18 protein-coding genes are annotated in these 18565 nt (G+C 40.7%); 15 read left to right on the plus strand and 3 right to left on the minus strand.

Going from position 1 to position 18565, the window contains the following annotated elements:
• Positions 1-262 (minus strand): transaldolase family protein (locus AAFP11_RS25510; protein ID WP_341739539.1); only part of this gene is annotated, 262 nt, incomplete at its 3' end.
• Positions 263-660: 398 nt separating this feature from the next.
• Here AAFP11_RS25510 and AAFP11_RS25515 point away from each other — a divergent pair.
• The 3 genes from AAFP11_RS25515 to AAFP11_RS25525 all read left to right on the plus strand — a co-directional run bounded on the left by AAFP11_RS25515 (position 661) and on the right by AAFP11_RS25525 (position 3250).
• Positions 661-879: a hypothetical protein gene (locus AAFP11_RS25515; RefSeq protein WP_341739540.1), complete on the plus strand. Its 219-nt coding sequence runs from the start codon at positions 661-663 to the stop codon at positions 877-879.
• 39 nt (positions 880-918) lie between these two features.
• Positions 919-1593 carry an aminotransferase class IV gene (locus tag AAFP11_RS25520; RefSeq protein ID WP_341739541.1) on the plus strand — a complete coding sequence of 225 codons (675 nt, stop codon included), beginning with the start codon at positions 919-921 and terminating at the stop codon, positions 1591-1593.
• 208 nt (positions 1594-1801) lie between these two features.
• Positions 1802-3250, plus strand: coding sequence for an anthranilate synthase component I (locus AAFP11_RS25525; RefSeq protein WP_341739542.1), 1449 nt, complete (start codon positions 1802-1804; stop codon positions 3248-3250).
• Positions 3251-3328: 78 nt separating this feature from the next.
• On the opposite strand, the gene AAFP11_RS25530 is transcribed toward AAFP11_RS25525, so the two are convergent.
• A complete protein-coding gene (locus tag AAFP11_RS25530; RefSeq protein ID WP_341739543.1) occupies positions 3329-4792 on the minus strand; it encodes an ATP-binding protein in 1464 nt (487 codons plus the stop codon).
• Positions 4793-5084: 292 nt separating this feature from the next.
• On the opposite strand from AAFP11_RS25530, the gene AAFP11_RS25535 reads away from it, so the two are divergent.
• The 11 genes from AAFP11_RS25535 to AAFP11_RS25585 all read left to right on the plus strand — a co-directional run bounded on the left by AAFP11_RS25535 (position 5085) and on the right by AAFP11_RS25585 (position 13887).
• Positions 5085-5477 carry a hypothetical protein gene (locus tag AAFP11_RS25535; RefSeq protein ID WP_341739544.1) on the plus strand — a complete coding sequence of 131 codons (393 nt, stop codon included), beginning with the start codon at positions 5085-5087 and terminating at the stop codon, positions 5475-5477.
• Between the two features lie 62 nt (positions 5478-5539).
• On the plus strand, positions 5540-7096 hold the full coding sequence (locus tag AAFP11_RS25540) for a hypothetical protein (RefSeq protein WP_341739545.1): 1557 nt from the start codon (positions 5540-5542) through the stop codon (positions 7094-7096).
• A 50-nt stretch (positions 7097-7146) separates the two neighbouring features.
• The gene (locus AAFP11_RS25545) at positions 7147-8202 is read left to right on the plus strand and encodes a hypothetical protein (RefSeq protein WP_341739546.1); all 1056 of its coding nucleotides are present in this window, start codon (positions 7147-7149) and stop codon (positions 8200-8202) included.
• A 33-nt stretch (positions 8203-8235) separates the two neighbouring features.
• Positions 8236-8688: a hypothetical protein gene (locus AAFP11_RS25550; RefSeq protein ID WP_341739547.1), complete on the plus strand. Its 453-nt coding sequence runs from the start codon at positions 8236-8238 to the stop codon at positions 8686-8688.
• 61 nt (positions 8689-8749) lie between these two features.
• Positions 8750-8929, plus strand: a complete 180-nt coding sequence (locus tag AAFP11_RS25555; protein WP_341739548.1) for a hypothetical protein — start codon at positions 8750-8752, stop codon at positions 8927-8929.
• A gap of 111 nt (positions 8930-9040) precedes the next feature.
• Positions 9041-10339 carry a ThiF family adenylyltransferase gene (locus AAFP11_RS25560; protein WP_341739549.1) on the plus strand — a complete coding sequence of 433 codons (1299 nt, stop codon included), beginning with the start codon at positions 9041-9043 and terminating at the stop codon, positions 10337-10339.
• A 557-nt stretch (positions 10340-10896) separates the two neighbouring features.
• Positions 10897-11232: a DUF6883 domain-containing protein gene (locus AAFP11_RS25565; RefSeq protein ID WP_341739550.1), complete on the plus strand. Its 336-nt coding sequence runs from the start codon at positions 10897-10899 to the stop codon at positions 11230-11232.
• A gap of 251 nt (positions 11233-11483) precedes the next feature.
• Positions 11484-12755, plus strand: coding sequence for an RNA-guided endonuclease IscB (gene iscB, locus AAFP11_RS25570; RefSeq protein ID WP_341739551.1), 1272 nt, complete (start codon positions 11484-11486; stop codon positions 12753-12755).
• Between the two features lie 88 nt (positions 12756-12843).
• Positions 12844-13068: a DUF4926 domain-containing protein gene (locus AAFP11_RS25575; RefSeq protein ID WP_096829690.1), complete on the plus strand. Its 225-nt coding sequence runs from the start codon at positions 12844-12846 to the stop codon at positions 13066-13068.
• Between the two features lie 130 nt (positions 13069-13198).
• A complete protein-coding gene (locus AAFP11_RS25580; protein WP_341739552.1) occupies positions 13199-13468 on the plus strand; it encodes a hypothetical protein in 270 nt (89 codons plus the stop codon).
• Positions 13468-13887, plus strand: a complete 420-nt coding sequence (locus tag AAFP11_RS25585) for a PIN domain-containing protein (RefSeq protein WP_096829692.1) — start codon at positions 13468-13470, stop codon at positions 13885-13887. The genes AAFP11_RS25580 and AAFP11_RS25585 overlap by 1 nt, the downstream gene beginning before the upstream one ends.
• A 333-nt stretch (positions 13888-14220) precedes the next feature.
• Here the strand turns inward: AAFP11_RS25585 and AAFP11_RS25590 are convergent, their stop codons facing one another.
• On the minus strand, positions 14221-15384 hold the full coding sequence (locus AAFP11_RS25590; RefSeq protein ID WP_341739553.1) for a quinone-dependent dihydroorotate dehydrogenase: 1164 nt from the start codon (positions 15382-15384) through the stop codon (positions 14221-14223).
• Positions 15385-15509: 125 nt separating this feature from the next.
• Between AAFP11_RS25590 and AAFP11_RS25595 the strand changes: the two genes are divergently transcribed.
• Positions 15510-18452 (plus strand): GAF domain-containing protein, encoded by a 2943-nt coding sequence (locus tag AAFP11_RS25595; protein ID WP_341739554.1) that lies wholly within the window; start codon positions 15510-15512, stop codon positions 18450-18452.
• Positions 18453-18565 lie beyond the last annotated feature (113 nt).

The following is an 18565-nucleotide window of genomic DNA, read 5'->3' on the forward strand; positions in this document are numbered from 1 at the left end:
TGGCGGGAATTTTTAAGACTGTTTGCTGTCCAATTAATTCAAAAGCTGCTTTTCCTTCTGCTACCATCCCATCAAAATCAGATGCTGTTAGCTGATAATACAATTCCCCTGGAATGATTTGTGCCAGTTCTTGTAGCGTCACTGCTGGAGAGAAATTGCTTTTTGCCAAAAGTGTAGGATTGGTAGTAATTCCCCCTACCCATCCCCACTGACTCGCTAACTGGGCTTCTGTTATAATTGCGGTATCCACATAAATTGCCATTGGTTCTACACCTTAAATTTACTACTTTACAGAGACGGAGTTTGAGTTCGATCGTAAATTGCCTAAAATTATCTGGGAATTGTATTCCTAGGGTTTTAGCATACCAGCTTTTCGAGCATATTACCATTAGGTAATCATCACACTTTAGTAATTTTAGTCACATATAGCAATCCTTGCAGGAGTCGTAAATTTTTCACCCCACCCCAACCCTCCCCGAAGCCGCGGGGAGGGAGTAAGAAATTCACAAATGATTTAGGATTGGTATAGCTAAATAAAATAATGGAAATTGGGAAATTGTGATTTTTTTGAAATTAAATGATATGGCAAAATGCCGGATACACATAGTCAGCATTTGTAGTAGGGCTTAGGTATCGAATAAGTCAAGGAAGTGAGTCAAAATGAGCCACAAACAGAATCAGCCTCCATTGGGACTAGGAACATCTGATGCGGACTGGGAACAATCAATAGTAACTGCGGAAGACTTGCCTGTCAATGTGAAATCTAAAACTGCGTCCCAAGTATTTGGGAGTCATGGTGAAGACCGTTTAAATGCTCTAGCCCGCTTGATGATGGTCAGTTTCACTTGGTCGATGGCAGAACTGTCTCAACGCAAGTAAAATCAACATGGGTTGAATAATTTATTCATGATGGTCTAAATGCTTGAACAACTGCCAAATTTTGAATTATTGGAGTCACTTTTGTGGCAACCAGATCGGGGTTATTTTTTACTAAATAGACATCTTGAAAGATTAGAGCGATCGGCTGAATATTTTAATTTTAATCTATCATTAGCAGAAGTCTACAAATCCTTACAAGCATTAACTCTTAGCTTGGGAAATGTTGCAAAAAAAGTAAGATTAACAGTATCTAGGGATGGTAGACTAACATTACAAGCTCAGACCCTAGAGCGTGGTATCTTAAAAATTGGTGCATCTGTGGGAATTGCCAGGAAGCCGATGGATTCTCAAATCCCATTTTTGTACCATAAGACAACTTACCGCTTACCTTATACAATAGCTCTGGAGTCACAACCCGAATATCAGGATGTGTTGCTGTGGAACGAACAAGGAGAGATGACTGAATCAACGATCGCCAATATGGCGATCGAAACTCCCACAGGCTTAATCACACCTCCTGTGGAGTGTGGTTTATTACCAGGGACCTTGAGAGCTCAACTGCTTGCAGAAGGAAAAATCCGAGAACAGTCGATCGCATTAGAGGATTTGCGCCATAGCGAGACTTTATTTCTGATGAACTCTGTTCGAGGCTGGATGAGGCTCAAAAAAGAGCAAAATCAAGATGTTTGGAAAGTCAATGGATTTGAAATTTAGGGATTTGAGATAATATCGAGAATTGGTAATAGGTAATTGGTAATTGGTAATAGGTAATAGGTAATAGGTAATTGGTAATGCCCTATGCCCTATGCCCTTCCCCCATCCCCCCTTGGGGGGGGCCGGGGGGGGTTCCCCATGCTCCATTACCCATTACACGCTCACCTCACCTAACTGAGAAAGGCTATAGTATATTAGAACGATAATTATGACATCAATAAAACCTTGGCATTGGCGAAAGCTTCCCCTAAATCAACGTAGTGGATCGGAGATTTTTCAGGCTTTATTTCTGATTGGTAAAACCGCAGACTCTACAGAATCTATCTCGGATTTACCGCATCAAGATATGGCGGTTCTACTAGAAAGTCCTGTGACATCTACGAGTAACTTGGCACGATATTCTATTTGTGCTGGTTCTCCCCGGATAATTGATGGTGAGTCTCAACTATGGACACCGCCTGTAGGTGAAATTTTACCTTTTTTACGGGTGCTTCTCCATAATCAAAAGCAAAATTTAGAATTGAATGTGCCAGCGTCGATTCCTTTTAGTGGGGGTTGGTTGGGATGGCTTGGTTATGATTTAGCATGGGAAATTGAGCAACTACCCCAAATTAATCCCGATCCGCTGCCTTTCCCGGTTAGTTGTTGGTATGAACCAGCATCTTTTGCTGTCTTAGATCATCATGAACAATCTCTCTGGTTAGCGGCAAGTGAAAATTATGAACTTGATGTTATGGAGCATTGTCTAGAGCAAATAGCAGAAACCAAAATATATGAAAAATCAGCTAAATATCCAAATAATCATGGTATTTATAATTTAGGATTGTCTAAAAATGAGTATGAGAAAATAGTAAAAACTGCTCAAAGATATATTGAGGCTGGTGATATTTTTCAAGCTAATTTGTCGGTAAGGTTTGAAGCTAGTACGGCTTGTGATAGTTGGTCTATCTATCGCGCTTTGCAGCAGATTAATCCTTCTCCTTTTGCGAGTTATTGGCAAACTCCTTGGGGTGATATTATTAGTTGTTCGCCGGAAAGACTGGTGCAATTATCAGGTAATAAAGTTGATACCAGACCGATCGCCGGAACGCGGCCGCGGGGTTTAACTTCTATTCAAGATGACCAGTTAGCCCAGGATTTAGTAGAGAATGTCAAGGAAATAGCCGAACATATTATGCTGGTGGATTTAGAGCGTAATGATATCGGGAGAGTGTGTGAATGGGGGTCTGTACAAGTTAATGAGTTTCTGACGGTTGAGCGCTACAGTCATGTGATGCACTTGGTTAGTAATGTGATTGGTACATTGAGAGCAGATTGTGATGCGATCGACTTAATTCGAGGGGTATTTCCGGGCGGTACGATTACGGGTTGTCCGAAGGTGCGTTGTCTTGAAATTATTGAAGAATTGGAACCTGTGAAGCGTAGTTTGTTTTATGGTTCCTGCGGTTATTTGGACTGGCGGGGGAATTTGGATTTAAATATTTTGATTCGTACTCTGTTATATGCGCCAAAAAGTGACGGTAGGGCGGGGGGAACTGTTTGGGGACAGGTGGGTGCGGGTATTGTGGCTGATAGCGATCCTGAAAGGGAATGGCTGGAGTCGCTTCAGAAGGCGCAAGCTCAAATTAGTGCTTTGGGATTAGCAATTAGCAATTAGAGGGAGAGGGGATTCCGCCGTTCGATATTTTCGTAAAAAACCTGGTTTCTGCCGATCGCACTAAGTTGAATAATTTTATCAGTTTTTGTTTCGGGTTTTGTTGATTATATATTCTCTGATTACTGGTTGAATCATAAAGTGCGATCGCCCATTTTGTTTTACTGTTTCAACTAATGACCTGCGCCCTAAAGATTGGATTATTTTCAATACTTCTGGCGGTGATAGTTGCAGGTTTTCTGGTATTTTGGAGATATCTGCTGGTTCTGGGGTACTGGCTAGCCAACCCATAACTTGTTGTTCGGATGCGGTTAGGCGATCGTCGCACTGCTGCTCCAATAGTGATTCTAAGTCACCTAAAAATAGGGTATCATAGGATAGGAATTCGGAAACGCTGCCACCGAATAAGTCTTGAATCAAAGTTGCAACTATATTTAACCATAAGGGATTGCCTCGGTAAAGGTCGATTAGTGCTGACCATTTCTCCGGTTCTCCTAAACCTTTTTCTCTGAATATTTCTTGTGCTTCCTGGCCTAAACCGTTGAGTTGCAGTGATTTGCAGGGGCGGTTTTCGCCTTCTAAGGTGGCGATTTCTCTGGGTTTTTCCCAACTCAGGAGGATTAAGCAACTGTTGTGGGATGACTCGGCTATTTGTTTGAAGAATGTGCCGTAATTTTCATAGCCTGGTTGGTAATTGCCTGCGAGTTGTCCGCTGCTGAAAATGGTTTGGATATCATCGAGGATAATCAGACAGCGGTGCGATCGTAAATGGTGGATTACCCCCCCCAGCCCCCCCTTGCTAAGGGGGGGAGAAAGAGACGGAGGCTTAATCTCTTCGCCCCCCCTTGATAAGGGGGGGTTGGGGGGGTTAGTTTCTTGCTGCTGGGAGAGGAATTTAATTAAGTCGGTTTGGAGTGAGGCCAGGGGTGGAGAGTTGCGGAGACTTCGCCAGATGATGCGATCGAATTCGTGTTGAATTTGTGGGATTAGTTGGAGTGTAAGGGCGGTTTTGCCAATACCGGATAAGCCTAAGATGGTGATGAGACGGGTGCGGGCTAAAATCCAGTTTTCGAGGGTGGTGAGTTCGGATGTGCGGTTATAGAATAGGTTGGGTTCTGGTGCGTCGCCTAAGTCTAAATGTATTTTAGGTTCGGAATTGCTTGTTTTTTCGTGAAATTTATCCTTGTCTTGCGGTTCAGGTTGTAATTTTTTTGAGGATTGCGAACTATCACCAGAGATGTTACCAATATGAATACAGCCGTTGCCAAAAAGCGAGATATTTCCAACTCGTAAATTTTCCAGCTTTGCTCTAAAGTTTGCTTTAGATACTTGTTCCTCGCCTAATGCAACTGATAGAAGTTTCCATAATTTGAAACCAACTTCTTTAACATATTTCTCAGAACGGTTGTGATCCTCGGCAATTTCCTTATATTTTTGATTGTTCCAAGTGCCGCGTAGTATAGCTTTTTGCAGACTATCTAAGTGTTTTCCCGTAGTAGTCAAAGCTAGATGGTCTACAAATTCTAAAGCTTCTTCAACGTCCATCGGTTAGTCAGATGCGAGTGTTTGACCTGATTGTAACCTAAGTAGGCATAACTTTTTAAAACTTGACCACCTAAATATGACTTTTTATGACCTAGTTGGGAGGGAAAAAAACTACTAAACATGGCTTTATCTGGCTTGACAAGATTTAGTATGTAGGGGAAAATCGATAATAAGAATAAGGAGGATCTTTTACCGCCCGTGTCTTATCGTTCTATTTGTAGATTTTTGTAAATTTAAGCCCCACCCCCCACCTCAACTATTTTAGATGTTTACAAGGAGAGGAATTTGAACCATGTTTTCCCCAATTCCCTTAACTCCCATGTTGCTTAATCCCGATGATTCGCAAGATGGGAATACTTCACAGGATTCTGGACATCATGATCATACAGATGTAAACACATCCCATAACCTAGACGACAATAATGGCGATCGTAACGCTATTGATGACTATTATGGTAATATTGATGAGTCTAGCTATAACATAGATCAGGGCGATCGCTATGGCTATAATGACTATTCTCAATATTTAGTTCAACCTGATAATAATTATCAATCTACAGATTGCTATAGTGACCCACAACCGGAAGGAATAGATTACCAAGAATCTAGCTGTGATTACGATGGGGATGGCGATTCTGATTACAGTGATTATGGTCGAGGTAATGATAATTATTCTTATGATTGATTTAGGTAATTGATTAACTTGAACTTAACAATTTTATTACGCGAAAATGGAGTCATTAAAAAATGGAATACGATACAACTCTAGCCTTAACTTATGCAGCTTTTACTTTAGGTAATAATATTTTAAATATTGTTAATCAGAAAGATGAAGCTGAAAAACGCCGAAACTTTGACCGAGAGATGACAACTTATAGGGCGTATTTAGACCTAGAAAATCAAAGCATTTTAGCAAAAAATAATCATACCTATCGCTTAATTGAACAGATGATGGGTCATGAATATGCAAAAGTTTTAGAAAATATTAGAGTTGAGAACAATATTAAAACTCAAATTGTTACTGCTACTATTAATCGTCAATCAAAACAATTAGATCAATGGGAAAAAGATCATCCTTTTGATAACCCTATATATGATACTAATACCCTTAAGTCGCAATATCAAAATCATGGAATGCCTATAATGTTAATTGCACCTTTTCATGATGATACTATTTCAGATAGAGGCAATGATGAGGGTGGGTTTATTAACTATCAAACAGCTAATTATACAGGCTTTCAAGAAGCAAGATGGTTAGAAGGACTTATTCCCAAAGATGGCTATTTTAAGCGTCCTTTAAGACGTAGAGATAAAGATTTAGATATTATTTATTCCGACTTAAATGAGCTTCCTATTATTATCGTATGGGGTGTTATTCAACAAAGGAAAAGAGTGCATCTGCAAATAACTCATTGGAACATTTTACCGGGGACTCAAGGGTTATATATAAAAGATTATATTGGGTGTTTTGATGTTCCATTATTACCACCAGAAAACAATAAGAATGAACTCCTTGAATTACAAGATTTAGTTGCTCAAGAAGCGGTTGTTTCTGTGGGTATTTTAGGTGATGTTTATCATTTAGTTCAAAATCCAGAGCATAAACGTCCTCGGTTACAGAAATACAATATTCAAGATCGAGAAAGATTAAAACTATTAGCCCAACATTTTCGTTCTTATTATCAGCTTCTTGGCGAAAATGAACCAGATATTGAGCCTTTTTTATTGCTTGATTCAGCAGTGATGTTTGCTGAAATCAACTTTAAACAAGAAGCTTTAAATGATGTTAAATCAGCATTAAAAAGCTGGTGTTATCAGAAAAATTTACACCCAGAAATTTTCCCTAATAGTTTAAATCCAGAAATTATGGAAAATTTATCTAATGATGATCTCAATTTCTTATTAAAGCTTGAAAAAACTTATCAATTAATTGGAGATAAACAGAAAGCATCACAGATTTTCAATTTCACCGAAAAATTAGAAGGATTTCAACAGGAGCAACTTAAATTACAGGGGATTAATCCTGCTTTTTTAGCAAGGTTAGAATTAGAAGCCGAAGCATTAAGTAAAAAAGGATTTGAAGTAGTTTTTGAACCTGTTGCAAATGGCTATGGCTTAGTTTTATCTGTTGACACAAATCTAAGTTTGGTTTTTTGGATTCCTGAACAATATCCTCATCAAAATCCTAAGATAGCAATCAAAAATTCATCTGGATTAGAACCCATTGAATTTTCCCCTAATTCATGGCAAAAAAACTATACTCTAGCAGATTTAGTTGATGCTGTTTTAAATGCTAGAAATTAGCCGATGTAATCAAATTAATCAACAACCAAAAATCAAAAGGAGAATCAATTATGCACGGACAATCATCTCATGCTAATTATGAAGTTTATATCTATGAATCCGAATATAACTTAATGATTGCACAGGCACAAGAATTTATAGATAAAGAAACAGGAGGCTCAGTATTTGGTACATTAACTCATGGTGGAATGTTTATTATCGGATTGGCATCAGGACCTGGACCTAAAGCAAGGGGAAGTGGAGGAGATTTTGAACAAGATGTTGATTTCTTAAACTATTGGCAAGGAGAATTGATGAAGACTTTTGCACTTCAATTTATTGGTGGTTGGCATTCTCATCATACATTGGGAATAAAACAACCTAGTGGTTTAGATAGTCAGGTAATTCAAAAATATGCTATTAGACATGATCGGCAAACTGCTTTAGAAATTATTGTGACTCATGATAGCCCTAACCGCCAAAATTTTACAACTGTTCCTAGAGCTTATTTTTATTGGAATGCTCAGGAACAAAGCTATGTTGAAGCTAAATTTAAAATTCTCGAAGGTGAAAGTCCATTTCGTGCATTTTTGAGGGAGCAAAAAAAGAGTTTTTCTAAAGTTTCTCAGAAAATTAATTGGAAAACAGTTTCTCCAAAACGTGAAATAAAATCTAATAATTGGTTTGGTTGGGGTGATCAATCTTCAGAATCTTCTAATACTCAAAGAAAACATCAAGGTGATTCAGTACCAAATAATTCACATTGTTCAGAAGAAGATGTTGATTTTCCTCAGCAAATAAAACGGGCTATTGATTCTCTACAGACACAATATCAAAAAGATATTGATGTTCAATCGAAAAGTAATAAGTTTATGATGATTATTCCCTTAGAAGTAAGATTAGCAATAGCTTTAGAGAAGGTGGAAACAAACATCAAGATTCTTCAAATTAACCTCATAGATGATGACAATAACACAAATCAAAATATTACTCAATATCTCTTAGAAAAAGGGATTTTAAGTGATGATAATTCGTCGCTTTCTACAGTATTGGGAGGCATTATTAAAGAAGCACTTACTGTTCAAAAAGAATTAATGAGTCACCCAAATGAAAAGGACAACCGTTAACACTATTTTTATCAAAAAAAGGAGACTTAATCAATGTGGACATCAGAACAAAGAGTTCGTTTACTATTGGAAGAAAATATTCTTAAACAAGAATTACCCTGTTTTGTGTGGGAAGATCGTATTCAAAGAGGAGAAACAAAAGTTGTAGGTGATTATGTTTCATCAGGAGGTAATGCTTATAAAATTTGTTTAAAATTTCCCTCAAACTATCCCTATGAAATGCCTAAATTATATATCCTTTCGCCTCATATACTCTCTGGTTATGGAGGTAAAACAATTCAAAGTTACGGAACATCCCATGCTATGCACGTTTGGGAATCTGATTGGAACAACTATGTCAAAATTTGTCACTGTAAAAGTGAATACTGGAGTGCTTCTAAAACTATTGTAACTGTTCTAATGAATGGAATGCTTTGGTTAGAAGGTTTTGAAGCCCATCGTCGTACAGGAAAAGTCATAGATTCTTTCTCTTTAACTTATTCATAAAGAGAAGAGTCATCTAAATTTAGATTTCAACTCATTTCACATATTTATTAGGAGAAAAAACATGAGTAACGAGAATGAAATTCAAGAATGGATGGAAGCAGTAGCTCAAAACCGTACCACTAAAAAGAAGTTAGTTTATGATAAAAAAACAAAGCGAATGATTCCAGTACCTTTAGATGATTCAAGAAAATCTGTAGATGAAGTTACCGAGTTCATTCCAGAAGAAGCAAGACGCTTTTAAAACTTAGTAACTTTGAATCAATAATTTTAAGTAACTTACATATTCACCCTAAATAATAAAAATCAACCTTATTTAGGGACTCTATTTTATCAATTGATAAGGAGCAGAACAATGATTATTATTCCTCATGAAACAGTATTTCAAAATTTAGAATGGCATTATTTTGAAAATAAAATCCAACTACCTTTAGAATTTATAGTTATAGATGATGGAGATGCTTTTATTTCTACTCGGTTAGTTCATGAAAATAACAAAAAAGGTAAATTGGTTAATGGCTTATTGAAGTTTACCCTTGAATCAGAATTAGTTGATGTAGAGCAATTACTACTTGATACAGATGTTGTAGTCATTGCCAAATTATTAACTACTGAAAACCAAATAAAAAATTCATTAGATAATTTAGAAATAAAAGGATGGGTAAAAGCATCAAATAGGATTGAATCTTATCCAGTACAACTTGTCTCTATAGAAGAAGAAATTTTCTCTCGTATTCGTGGTCTATATGAAACCGATGTCTTAAATAATAAGACTGTTCTTTTTATCGGATTAGGGTCAGGTGGTAGTTTTGAAGTGATGGAGTTAGTCAAAGCGGGTGTTGGTAATTTTATCTTAGTAGATCATGACAGAATTGAAGTAGTTAACGTTATTCGTCATACTTGTGGATTATCTGATTTGGGAAGATTTAAAACTAAAGCTATTCGCGACAGAATTTTAGACAAAAATCCTTTTGCTAAAATAGAAACTTACGAACAAAAATGCACTGAAGAATGGTTGCCAACCTTAAAAGAATTAGTTAAACGTGCTGATTTGGTTTTTTGTAGCACTGATAACCGAGATAGTCGTGTACTGGTTAATCGAGCTTGCGTCTTAGAAAATCGTGTTTGTATTTATGGAGGAACTTTTGAACGGGCTTATGGGGGAACAGTTCTTAGAGTGATTCCACATCAAACCATGTGCTATCAGTGTTTTATTGATATATTACCCGATGTTGCTGAAAACTATGAAATTTCTAGTCAAGAACAAGCTGATGCGATCGCTTATGCAGATCGACCAGTAGCAGTAGAACCTGGTTTAGCGACTGATATTGCTTCCATTGCTCTAATGTCTGCTAAACTCGGTATTCTTGAATTACTTCGTGGTACAGAAACAACTCTAGCAACTCTTTATGAAGACTTATCTAGTTCTTGGTTTCAGTGGTTAAATCGGCGTGAATTAGGTACTCAATACGCTGACTTACAACCTCTTGATAGTGGAGATGATGGACTTAGAATACTGGCTTGGTATGGTATAGACAATGAGAAAAATCCTGCTTGTCCCGTCTGTGGTGATTTTCTTGGTAAATATCGTCAAATAGGTATTTCAACTGAGTTTACTCCTGAACAACTAGCTGCTTTTGGTACTGATGAATAAAGATAAGGTCAAAATCTGCAAATAATAAACAAATCTTCAGTTACATCAAGACTTAAAAACTGTTAAATGTAGAGGTAAAATTATGCAACTAAAAAGACATACTTGCAATCTTTGTGGAGGCAGTTGTAATATTCCTTGTTCACACTGTAATGGACAGGGAGGATATTACAGTGGCAGTCATTTAGGGGAATATCATAGAGACCACCATGATGTACCTCATGGAGATACATTATGGATGCCTTGTAGTTATTGTCATGGTGGTCGTACAATAAGTTGTTATCGATGTCATGGTCTTGGTACTATTGAAGTTTATGAATAAACAATAATGTTTCCTCAAACTTTTCTCATTCAAACTGCTTATGAACATGAACTATCTCCAGAGCAAGAAGAAGTATTGTTGATTCCCAAAGTGACAACCCTTCTGAAAAAGCCCATTTGATTGAAGTGGATTTTTTAAATTTATTCAACATTTCCAGAACCAATGGCTTCAGAAATTGAATTAAATCCTTTCGCCTCAACTCTGGTTAATATACAAGAGTAAGCTTTGGAGAAAGTGCTTGAAACTGCCCAATTATGAAAGAGCAGTCGTTCCTCAAAAGAAAATTACCGAATATCTGCTCTCACTCACCCACCGCGACGGAAAAAGCAAAGCAAAATTTTTTTTACGGTTTGGCTTTTCAGTTGATGCTTGGGAAATCATGGCAACTGCCTTGGTGCGTCATGCCGCTGACCATGAATTAGCTAAAATTGAAGAGTCTCCTTTTGGTACTCGGTACGTTATTGAAGGAGAAATGCTAGCAGCAGATGGCAGAAAACCCTTTGTGCGTTCTGTTTGGTTTATTGAAACCGGAGGCGACACTCCCAGGCTAGTAAGTGCCTATCCACCAGATTAAAAAAGAAAGTCAGTAACTCAGCTCTAAAGAGACTGAGCTTGCAAGAGAAATCGAGCAAGCTATGCTGACCAGCCTAAGATTCTCGAAATCTACGTTATTTGAGTCACGACACCCTGTGGATGCGAAGCTAGTCCCTTGCCCTGTCATCTGCAATTAAACAGCCTTAAAGTCACGCTCGGCAGTGTTGCAGGTTTAAAAAGCTCTTATAACATTGGCGAAGCTAACATTACACGCAAGTGGAGGACACAACAATGTCCAATTTTATTTTCGTGCTTGATACAAACAAAAGACCACTAACACCTTGTAAGCCGTCAATGGCTCGCAAGTTGTTAACTGCCAATAAAGCGGCTGTTTTCAGAAGGTTCCCGTTCACAATTATTCTCAAAAAGATGGTAACAGCAAATATCAAATCAATCGGTCTTAAGTTAGACCCAGGCTCTAAAACTACTGGCATCGCTTTATTAGAAGGCGAGAAAGTAATTTTTGGGGCTGAACTAACTCATCGAGGGCAAGCCATAAAAGCAAGTCTTGATTCCCGTCGCGCACTGCGTCGAGGACGACGAAACCATCATACTCGCTACCGCCAAGCAAGGTTTTTGAACCGTACCCGCCAAAAAGGTTGGTTGGCACCATCCTTGCAACACCGGGTAGAAACCACTTTAACTTGGGTTAACAAATTACGCAGACTTGCACCTATCAATTTGATTGTTAAAGAACTCGTCAGATTTGACCTACAACAACTAGAAAATCCTGAGATTTCTGGCATTGAGTACCAGCAAGGTATTTTATGTGGGTACGAAATCCGCGAATATTTATTGAACAAGTGGAACAGAAAATGTGCTTATTGCGAAATTGAGAATGTACCTTTGCAAGTTGAACATATTTATCCAAAAGCTAAAGGTGGAAGCAATCGAATTTCTAATCTCTGCCTTGCTTGCGAGAAGTGCAACCAGAAGAAAGGCACTCAAGATGTTGAGCAATTTTTAGTCAAGAAACCTGACGTTTTAAAACGCATTCTTGCACAAGCAAAACGTCCGCTTAAGGATGCTGCTGCCGTAAATTCGACTCGATGGGCGTTGTTTTCTCGACTGAAAGAAACTGGATTGCCCGTATTAACTGGTTCAGGGGGACTGACAAAGTTTAATCGTACTCGACTGCAATTACCTAAAACTCATTGGCTTGATGCTGCTTGTGTCGGTCAAGTTGAATCATTGTCTGTAGTAACGAGTAAACCATTGCTAATCAAAGCGACTGGACACGGAACTCGTCAAATGTGCCGTACCGACAAATTTGGCTTTCCATCTCGGTACGTTCCGAGAAACAAGTTTGTCAAAGGTTTTCAAACGGGCGACATCGTAAAAGCAGTCGTTACCAGTGGTAAAAAGATAGGTGAATATGTTGGTCGAGTTGCAGTTAGAACGACTGGTTCGTTCAATATTTCGGCATCAGAATTGGTGCAAGGTATTAGCTATAAATACTGCAAAACTATTCATCATAAAGATGGGTATAGCTACTCATTCTGAACTTAAAGATTCAAGGCGATTGAAATCGCCGAGCCGTTTTCCTGTCAGGACTGAAGTCGCTGAGTTTCCCACTTACCGAAGGTTTTTTATGATTCAAGAACTTGATAGCGTTGTTTTAACAATTGATATCCCAGAACAAAACTTAAGCCAAGGCGATATTGGCACTGTTGTTTTAGTACATCAAGGTGGCGTAGGATATGAAGTAGAATTTGTTACCTTGACGGGGAAAACAGTAGCTATTATCTCACTCTTTAGTTCACAAGTCCGTCTCATAGGTGATAGAGAAATTGCTCACGCCCGGATGCTAGCTTGAAAATTACCTAACCGGAAAGCTATTTTTATGGGCAAGAGATTGCCCCTCTTTCCCCTGTGCTTGTAAAAACTTTCCATCTGAGATAAACTATGAAATAGAAACCAAGCAACCTCCGAAGGAGGATAAAACAATGTCTGAAAGAGAACTATTGATTCGTGAGATTGCCCAAACACCCGATTCTTTAGTGAAAGAACTTTTGAATTTCTTGCTATTCATTAAATCCAGAAAAACTCAAAATGATTTTCAAAACCCTAATTCAGAAAATTCCGATCTTCCATCTTTCTTGAATTTCATAGATCTAATTAATTCTGAAACACCAGCGGAAGAGAATGCACAGCTACCCATAGACTTATCAAAAAATCTAGATAGCTACTTGTATGGCTCACCCAAGGAAGAATAATGAGAAAAGTTTTTGCTGATACAGGTTATTGGATTGCTTTACTCAATCCCGATGATGCTCTACATCAAAAAGCTCGAAATCTCACAATTTCTCTAAAAAATGTACCCATTGTTACCAGTGAAATGGTATTTACTGAATTACTAAATGCCTTTTCAGGAAGGGGGGCTTTTTATAGACAAAAAGCCGTTAATTTTATCAATCACTCCTTTGATAATCCTGAAATTGAAGTAGTCAGTCAAACAAATGAACTCTTTAAAAACGCACTTGAGCTATATAATAGCCGACTAGATCAAGCATGGAGTCATACAGATTGCACATCATTTCAAATTATGCAACAACAAAATATATTAGAAGCACTCGCCTATGATAAACATTTTGAACAAGCTGGATTTGTTGCTTTGTTGCGTATAATATTGTAGGGTGCGTCAGCCCTCAGCGTTTCCCTTGCCTCATAAGCAATCGAGCTGACGCACCCTACAGACTATTTTCATTTAAAATAAAGTGTTGGGTTTCACTATCGTTCTACCCAACCTACAGCATCATTGTCGATCGTTGCTCGGCCCTAAATAAGAAGGATTATCTATTGACAGGGGTGGATTTTTTGTGGTATATTTTAGATAATGGGAGTGGTGAAAAAAATAATTATTTTTTTCACCACTCCCATTATTAGATTGTACTTGATTGGCTGGCGAAAGTCAAGCGTTTAACCCTGAAAAAAAAGGCGATTTTTTTTAATCTCAGTCAAAAAAAAATTATTCGATATTTCCAGAACCAACGGCTTCAGAAATTGAATTAAATCCGTTTTCTTCTAATTTGTTGAGCAATCCTTGGAGAATGCGGCGCACCATCCAAGGGCCTTCATAAACCCAACCGGTGTAGACTTGAATTAGAGTTGCACCGGCGGCAATTTTTTCCCAAGCATCGTCGGCGGTGAAAATGCCACCAACGCCAATTATGGGCAATTTTCCTGCTGTTTGCTGCCAGATAAATCGGATTACTTCTGTTGAACGTTGCTGCACGGGAAGGCCGCTAATGCCACCGGATTCTTCGGTGATTGGTTTGCCGGTTTCTCGCAATGTTTGTGTTTTCAATCCGTCGCGGCGGATGGTGGTGTTTGTGGCGATAATTCCTGCTAGTTGGTAGGTTTTTGCTAAGTCGAGGATGGATGCGATCGCCTCCCACTCCAAATCCGGGGCAATCTTGACTAAAATTGGTTTAGTCCCCTGATTTGTTTGTTGCAAAATGTCCAAGATTGTGCTGAGCTGAGCGGCATCTTGGAGCGATCGCAATCCTGGAGTATTGGGGGAAGAAACATTCACCACAAAATAGTCACCCCAATCCTGAAGAAGTTGAAAACTCTCCAAATAGTCGGTTGATGCTTGCTCTAAGGGTGTTACCTTAGATTTACCGAGATTAATCCCCAAGGGGAATGGGGAGTCAGGGCTGGGGTATGAGCCGTCTAATTTCCCGCTGTTGTGTGCAGCCTGAAAGCGGGCCGCCATTGCGATCGCTCCTTGGTTGTTAAATCCCATGCGATTGAGGGCTGCACTGTCGTCTGTCAAGCGAAACAAGCGAGGCTGGGGGTTTCCGGGCTGTGGATGCCAAGTGACGGTGCCTAGTTCGGCAAAACCAAAGCCAAATTTTGTCCAGATGTCAGCAGCGACGCCGTTTTTATCAAATCCGGCGGCTAAGCCGACAGGGTTTTTGAAGTTGAGTCCCCAGAGAGATTGTGTGAGTCGCGAATCTTGCAGTCCAAAAGATTGCTGGAATTGCTCTAAAATTCGGCTGGTTGCGGGGTTGGACTGGGTGCGATCGGCTAATTCGAGAATTTGCAGGGTGCGGTTGTGTAGCCATTCGGCATCGGCTTTAAATAGGGAAAACAAAAGTGGTCGCAGGCCAAATTGATAAATATCCAATGACTTATCCTAGATAATTAAATAAGAAAAAATAATTTTGACAATTTAGATTATAGTGGATGGTCTTGCGAATTTTATTTTAATTCTTAATTTTGATTTTGACAAAGTTTTAGGGGCGCTTGGAAATGAACCACCAGCAAAGACCGAAGGATTCAGACCAACAAATTGTACATTTGGAGCGAGTTCTCCAGACTTTGCGAGAAGATGAGAATGTGGAGGTGCTGCTTGGCACAACTCTCTCATACTTGCAAGGAGAATTCGACTGGCGATTAATTTGGATTGGATTGTACGATCGCGCTGGGCATAGACTGTTTGGCAAAGGTGGAATGACGCCTAACGGTGACTTGTCTTTTCTGAAACAGCGATTTATTTTGAATCCGGGAGATTTGCTAGAACAAGTTGTAATTCAGCTTCGGCCTGTGGTAGTGCCGGATTTACGGGAGGAAAACAGAGCGGGAGAATGGCGTTCATGGGCTCAAAATTTCAATATTCAAGGGGCAATTTTGTTTCCGCTGCGTTATAAAGACCGATGTTATGGGGTAATTTTGCTGGGGACCGATGAGTGGGGAAGCTCGCTTTCGTCGGCGGAAAAAACGCAACTGACGATTGTATTTGGAGCGTTAGCAACAGCTCTTTATCAAATAGAAAAAGACTGGCAGCGCACTTTGACCAAGCGGCCGGATGAGTCACTGATCGGACTGATTTCGCAATTGCGGGAATTGCGATCGCTAGACCAATATTTGCAAACAGTAGTCGAACACAGCCATGAATTTATCGAGCCGACAAGGACTAATGTTTATTGGTTCGAGCGAGAGCGGCGCTATTTTTGGCGGAGAGTCAGCAATCGCCAAGTGGCTCCGGGTTTGGGCGGGCTCAAACGACCGGCTTCTGGTATCACTGTCCAAGACTTGGGAGGGTTTTATCAGGCCTTGGCAAAGGAACAAATCGTGTGGATCGGAGAATCCCATAGTTCTCTCAAAAGCGAACTTACCGGGCGGTTGATGCAGCAAATTCGGGCGCGATCGCTCCTGGCGGCACCAATTGTGTTAGAGGGGGAATTGCTGGGATTTCTGGCTGTGGAAGCGAGCGAACCGCGGATTTGGCAAGAACATGAAAAAAATTACCTGCGGGGAGTGGGGCAGTTGGTGGCTCTGACGGTGCCGTTGTCGGAGATGGAAGGGCGGATTCAGCAAACGGAGATCGATCGAGATTTAACAGCGGGCATAGCTCGCGCCATCTACAGCGATGCTGACTGGGAAACGACTCTGAAAAATACGGCGGCTCAACTTTGTGGGCGGCTCAACTGCGAATACTTTCTGCTGCTGCTGTACGAGGAAGAACTGGATCGGTATGAAATTGTGTGCCAAAATCTGCCCCGTCACCGCAGAGCAGTGCCATCACCGCTTAAGGCTCTTGACTTGGTGGATTTGCGGCTGCTGGAGAACGGTGTCGAAACAGTGGCCATTGAAAATTGGGAGGAAGACGGGCGATTGGGGGCTTGGCGGGAAGTGCTGACAGAAGCGGGTGTACGCTCGCTGTTGGCGCTGAGCACGCGGGGTAAGAAGTCGGAGGACAGAAGTTCGAGGGTACAAGCAGAACACTCGAATCTCCAATCTCCCATCCCAAATTCCCATTCGATAGAGGGTTTGTTGGTTGTCGGGCACAGTGCTACTCGGAATTGGAGTCGATCGGAGCGAGAATTAGTTCAAGTTGTCAGTCAACAGCTAGGGCTGATTCTGCACCAGTGGCAGCAGAGTTCGGAACTGGATAAGTACCAACAATTCTACCGAGGACTCAAATCAGGCTTAGCTGCTTTAGAAACTCCCCTGGAACCATCTCCCGAACAGATATCGATGTCATCACCGGGGATTTTTCGAGATTTGCCACGACAAAAACTAGAGTACAACTTTGCTCAATACGTTGCTCAGACGGTTTCGTGTCCTTTAGTGGCGGTAATTACTTGGAATTCTCACCAAGAGGAAGCTTTGATTGTGACGGTGGCGGCGAATCCGGTATTTGCCCTCAATCCCGAAGCAGCGATTCCCGTCAAAACTGATTTTTTGATTCAACAAGTTGTGGCTGCTGGGGGGGTGGTGCAACACAGTATGAGTGAATTGCCGCTGGCCACTAAGCGGTGGCTACGCAGTCCGGGTATTGGGGAGATGATGGCGGTGGCGCTGCGGACTGCGCCGGAACACGAGCCGATGGGTATCTTATTGGTGGCGGATGCTGGGGGGCGTCGGTGGTCGGAGTTATCGGTGAATTTACTCGACCAGATGGCTTCTCATTTGGCTTGGTGGCGTCGGTATTTGGCGGTGCAGTCTGTGTGCTCGTTGCAGCGATCGGATCTGGAGTTGCTCAATTGGTATAAGCAGCGGCGTTTTGAGGAGTTTTACCGGATTGTGGGAACGGGGGTGAAGGAGTTGGGGGAGTTGAGTCAGTCGATTTTGCAGTCTGGGAAAGAACAAAAGGATGCTCTCAAAAGTTTGCGCTACCAGCAGGTTTTGCGTCAGATTGGTAATGCTTTGGGGTCGATTCATTTGGTTTTGAAACAGGAACAGTGGCGGCCGCAATTTGGATTGGATGCGGTGCCTGTGGGTGCTTGGTTGAAGCGATCGCTCGATCGGGCTGCTCCTCTGATTAAACAGTTAGAAATTTTGTTGGAAGTCAACCGGGAGACTTTGGTTTCGCTACCACCGGGTAAGACTTTGGGCGTTCGGGGGGACAGTATCAAGCTGGATTTGGTGCTGTGGGAATTGCTGGCGGCTGCTTGTCGGCGATCGTCCGTTGGGGGAAAAATTGAGGTTCGCTATCAGATTGTCGCGGCGGATTTGCTGGAGTTGTCTGTTACCGATCGCGGTGGGTTCGATCCACAGTTAATTGCTATCTTCAATGGTATGTCTGCACCGAATATTTTAGGTGATGCTAATTTTAATCAGCCGATGTTTCAAGTTTTATTGAGTTGTCAGCGGGCGGTGCGGTTGATGGGGGGAAATCTGTCTATGGAAATTTTAGATCGTAATTTGGTTGTAGCTCGGTTGGTGTTACCGCTAGCTAGGGCTTGCTGAATATATCGATCGCACTTGACGTGGCCTGGGTTTCGATCGCGCGATCGAGAGTTTAGTGCAAGATAAACAGGTAAAATAGAGCAAAACCCGTGCATAACCACCTGCGATCGTGT

It is taken from the genome of Microcoleus sp. CAWBG640 (genome assembly GCF_020883015.1).
Lineage (GTDB): Bacteria > Cyanobacteriota > Cyanobacteriia > Cyanobacteriales > Microcoleaceae > Microcoleus > Microcoleus anatoxicus.

Excerpts from the sequence above, each read along its gene's own strand:
- AAFP11_RS25515 (WP_341739540.1), top strand. The coding sequence starts at position 661 with ATGAGCCACAAACAGAATCAGCCTCCATTGGGACTAGGAACATCTGAT.
- AAFP11_RS25520 (WP_341739541.1), top strand. The coding sequence starts at position 919 with ATGCTTGAACAACTGCCAAATTTTGAATTATTGGAGTCACTTTTGTGG.
- AAFP11_RS25525 (WP_341739542.1), top strand. The coding sequence starts at position 1,802 with ATGACATCAATAAAACCTTGGCATTGGCGAAAGCTTCCCCTAAATCAA.
- AAFP11_RS25530 (WP_341739543.1), bottom strand. The coding sequence starts at position 4,792 with ATGGACGTTGAAGAAGCTTTAGAATTTGTAGACCATCTAGCTTTGACT.
- AAFP11_RS25535 (WP_341739544.1), top strand. The coding sequence starts at position 5,085 with ATGTTTTCCCCAATTCCCTTAACTCCCATGTTGCTTAATCCCGATGAT.
- AAFP11_RS25540 (WP_341739545.1), top strand. The coding sequence starts at position 5,540 with ATGGAATACGATACAACTCTAGCCTTAACTTATGCAGCTTTTACTTTA.
- AAFP11_RS25545 (WP_341739546.1), top strand. The coding sequence starts at position 7,147 with ATGCACGGACAATCATCTCATGCTAATTATGAAGTTTATATCTATGAA.
- AAFP11_RS25550 (WP_341739547.1), top strand. The coding sequence starts at position 8,236 with ATGTGGACATCAGAACAAAGAGTTCGTTTACTATTGGAAGAAAATATT.
- AAFP11_RS25555 (WP_341739548.1), top strand. The coding sequence starts at position 8,750 with ATGAGTAACGAGAATGAAATTCAAGAATGGATGGAAGCAGTAGCTCAA.
- AAFP11_RS25560 (WP_341739549.1), top strand. The coding sequence starts at position 9,041 with ATGATTATTATTCCTCATGAAACAGTATTTCAAAATTTAGAATGGCAT.
- iscB (WP_341739551.1), top strand. The coding sequence starts at position 11,484 with ATGTCCAATTTTATTTTCGTGCTTGATACAAACAAAAGACCACTAACA.
- AAFP11_RS25575 (WP_096829690.1), top strand. The coding sequence starts at position 12,844 with ATGATTCAAGAACTTGATAGCGTTGTTTTAACAATTGATATCCCAGAA.
- AAFP11_RS25580 (WP_341739552.1), top strand. The coding sequence starts at position 13,199 with ATGTCTGAAAGAGAACTATTGATTCGTGAGATTGCCCAAACACCCGAT.
- AAFP11_RS25585 (WP_096829692.1), top strand. The coding sequence starts at position 13,468 with ATGAGAAAAGTTTTTGCTGATACAGGTTATTGGATTGCTTTACTCAAT.
- AAFP11_RS25595 (WP_341739554.1), top strand. The coding sequence starts at position 15,510 with ATGAACCACCAGCAAAGACCGAAGGATTCAGACCAACAAATTGTACAT.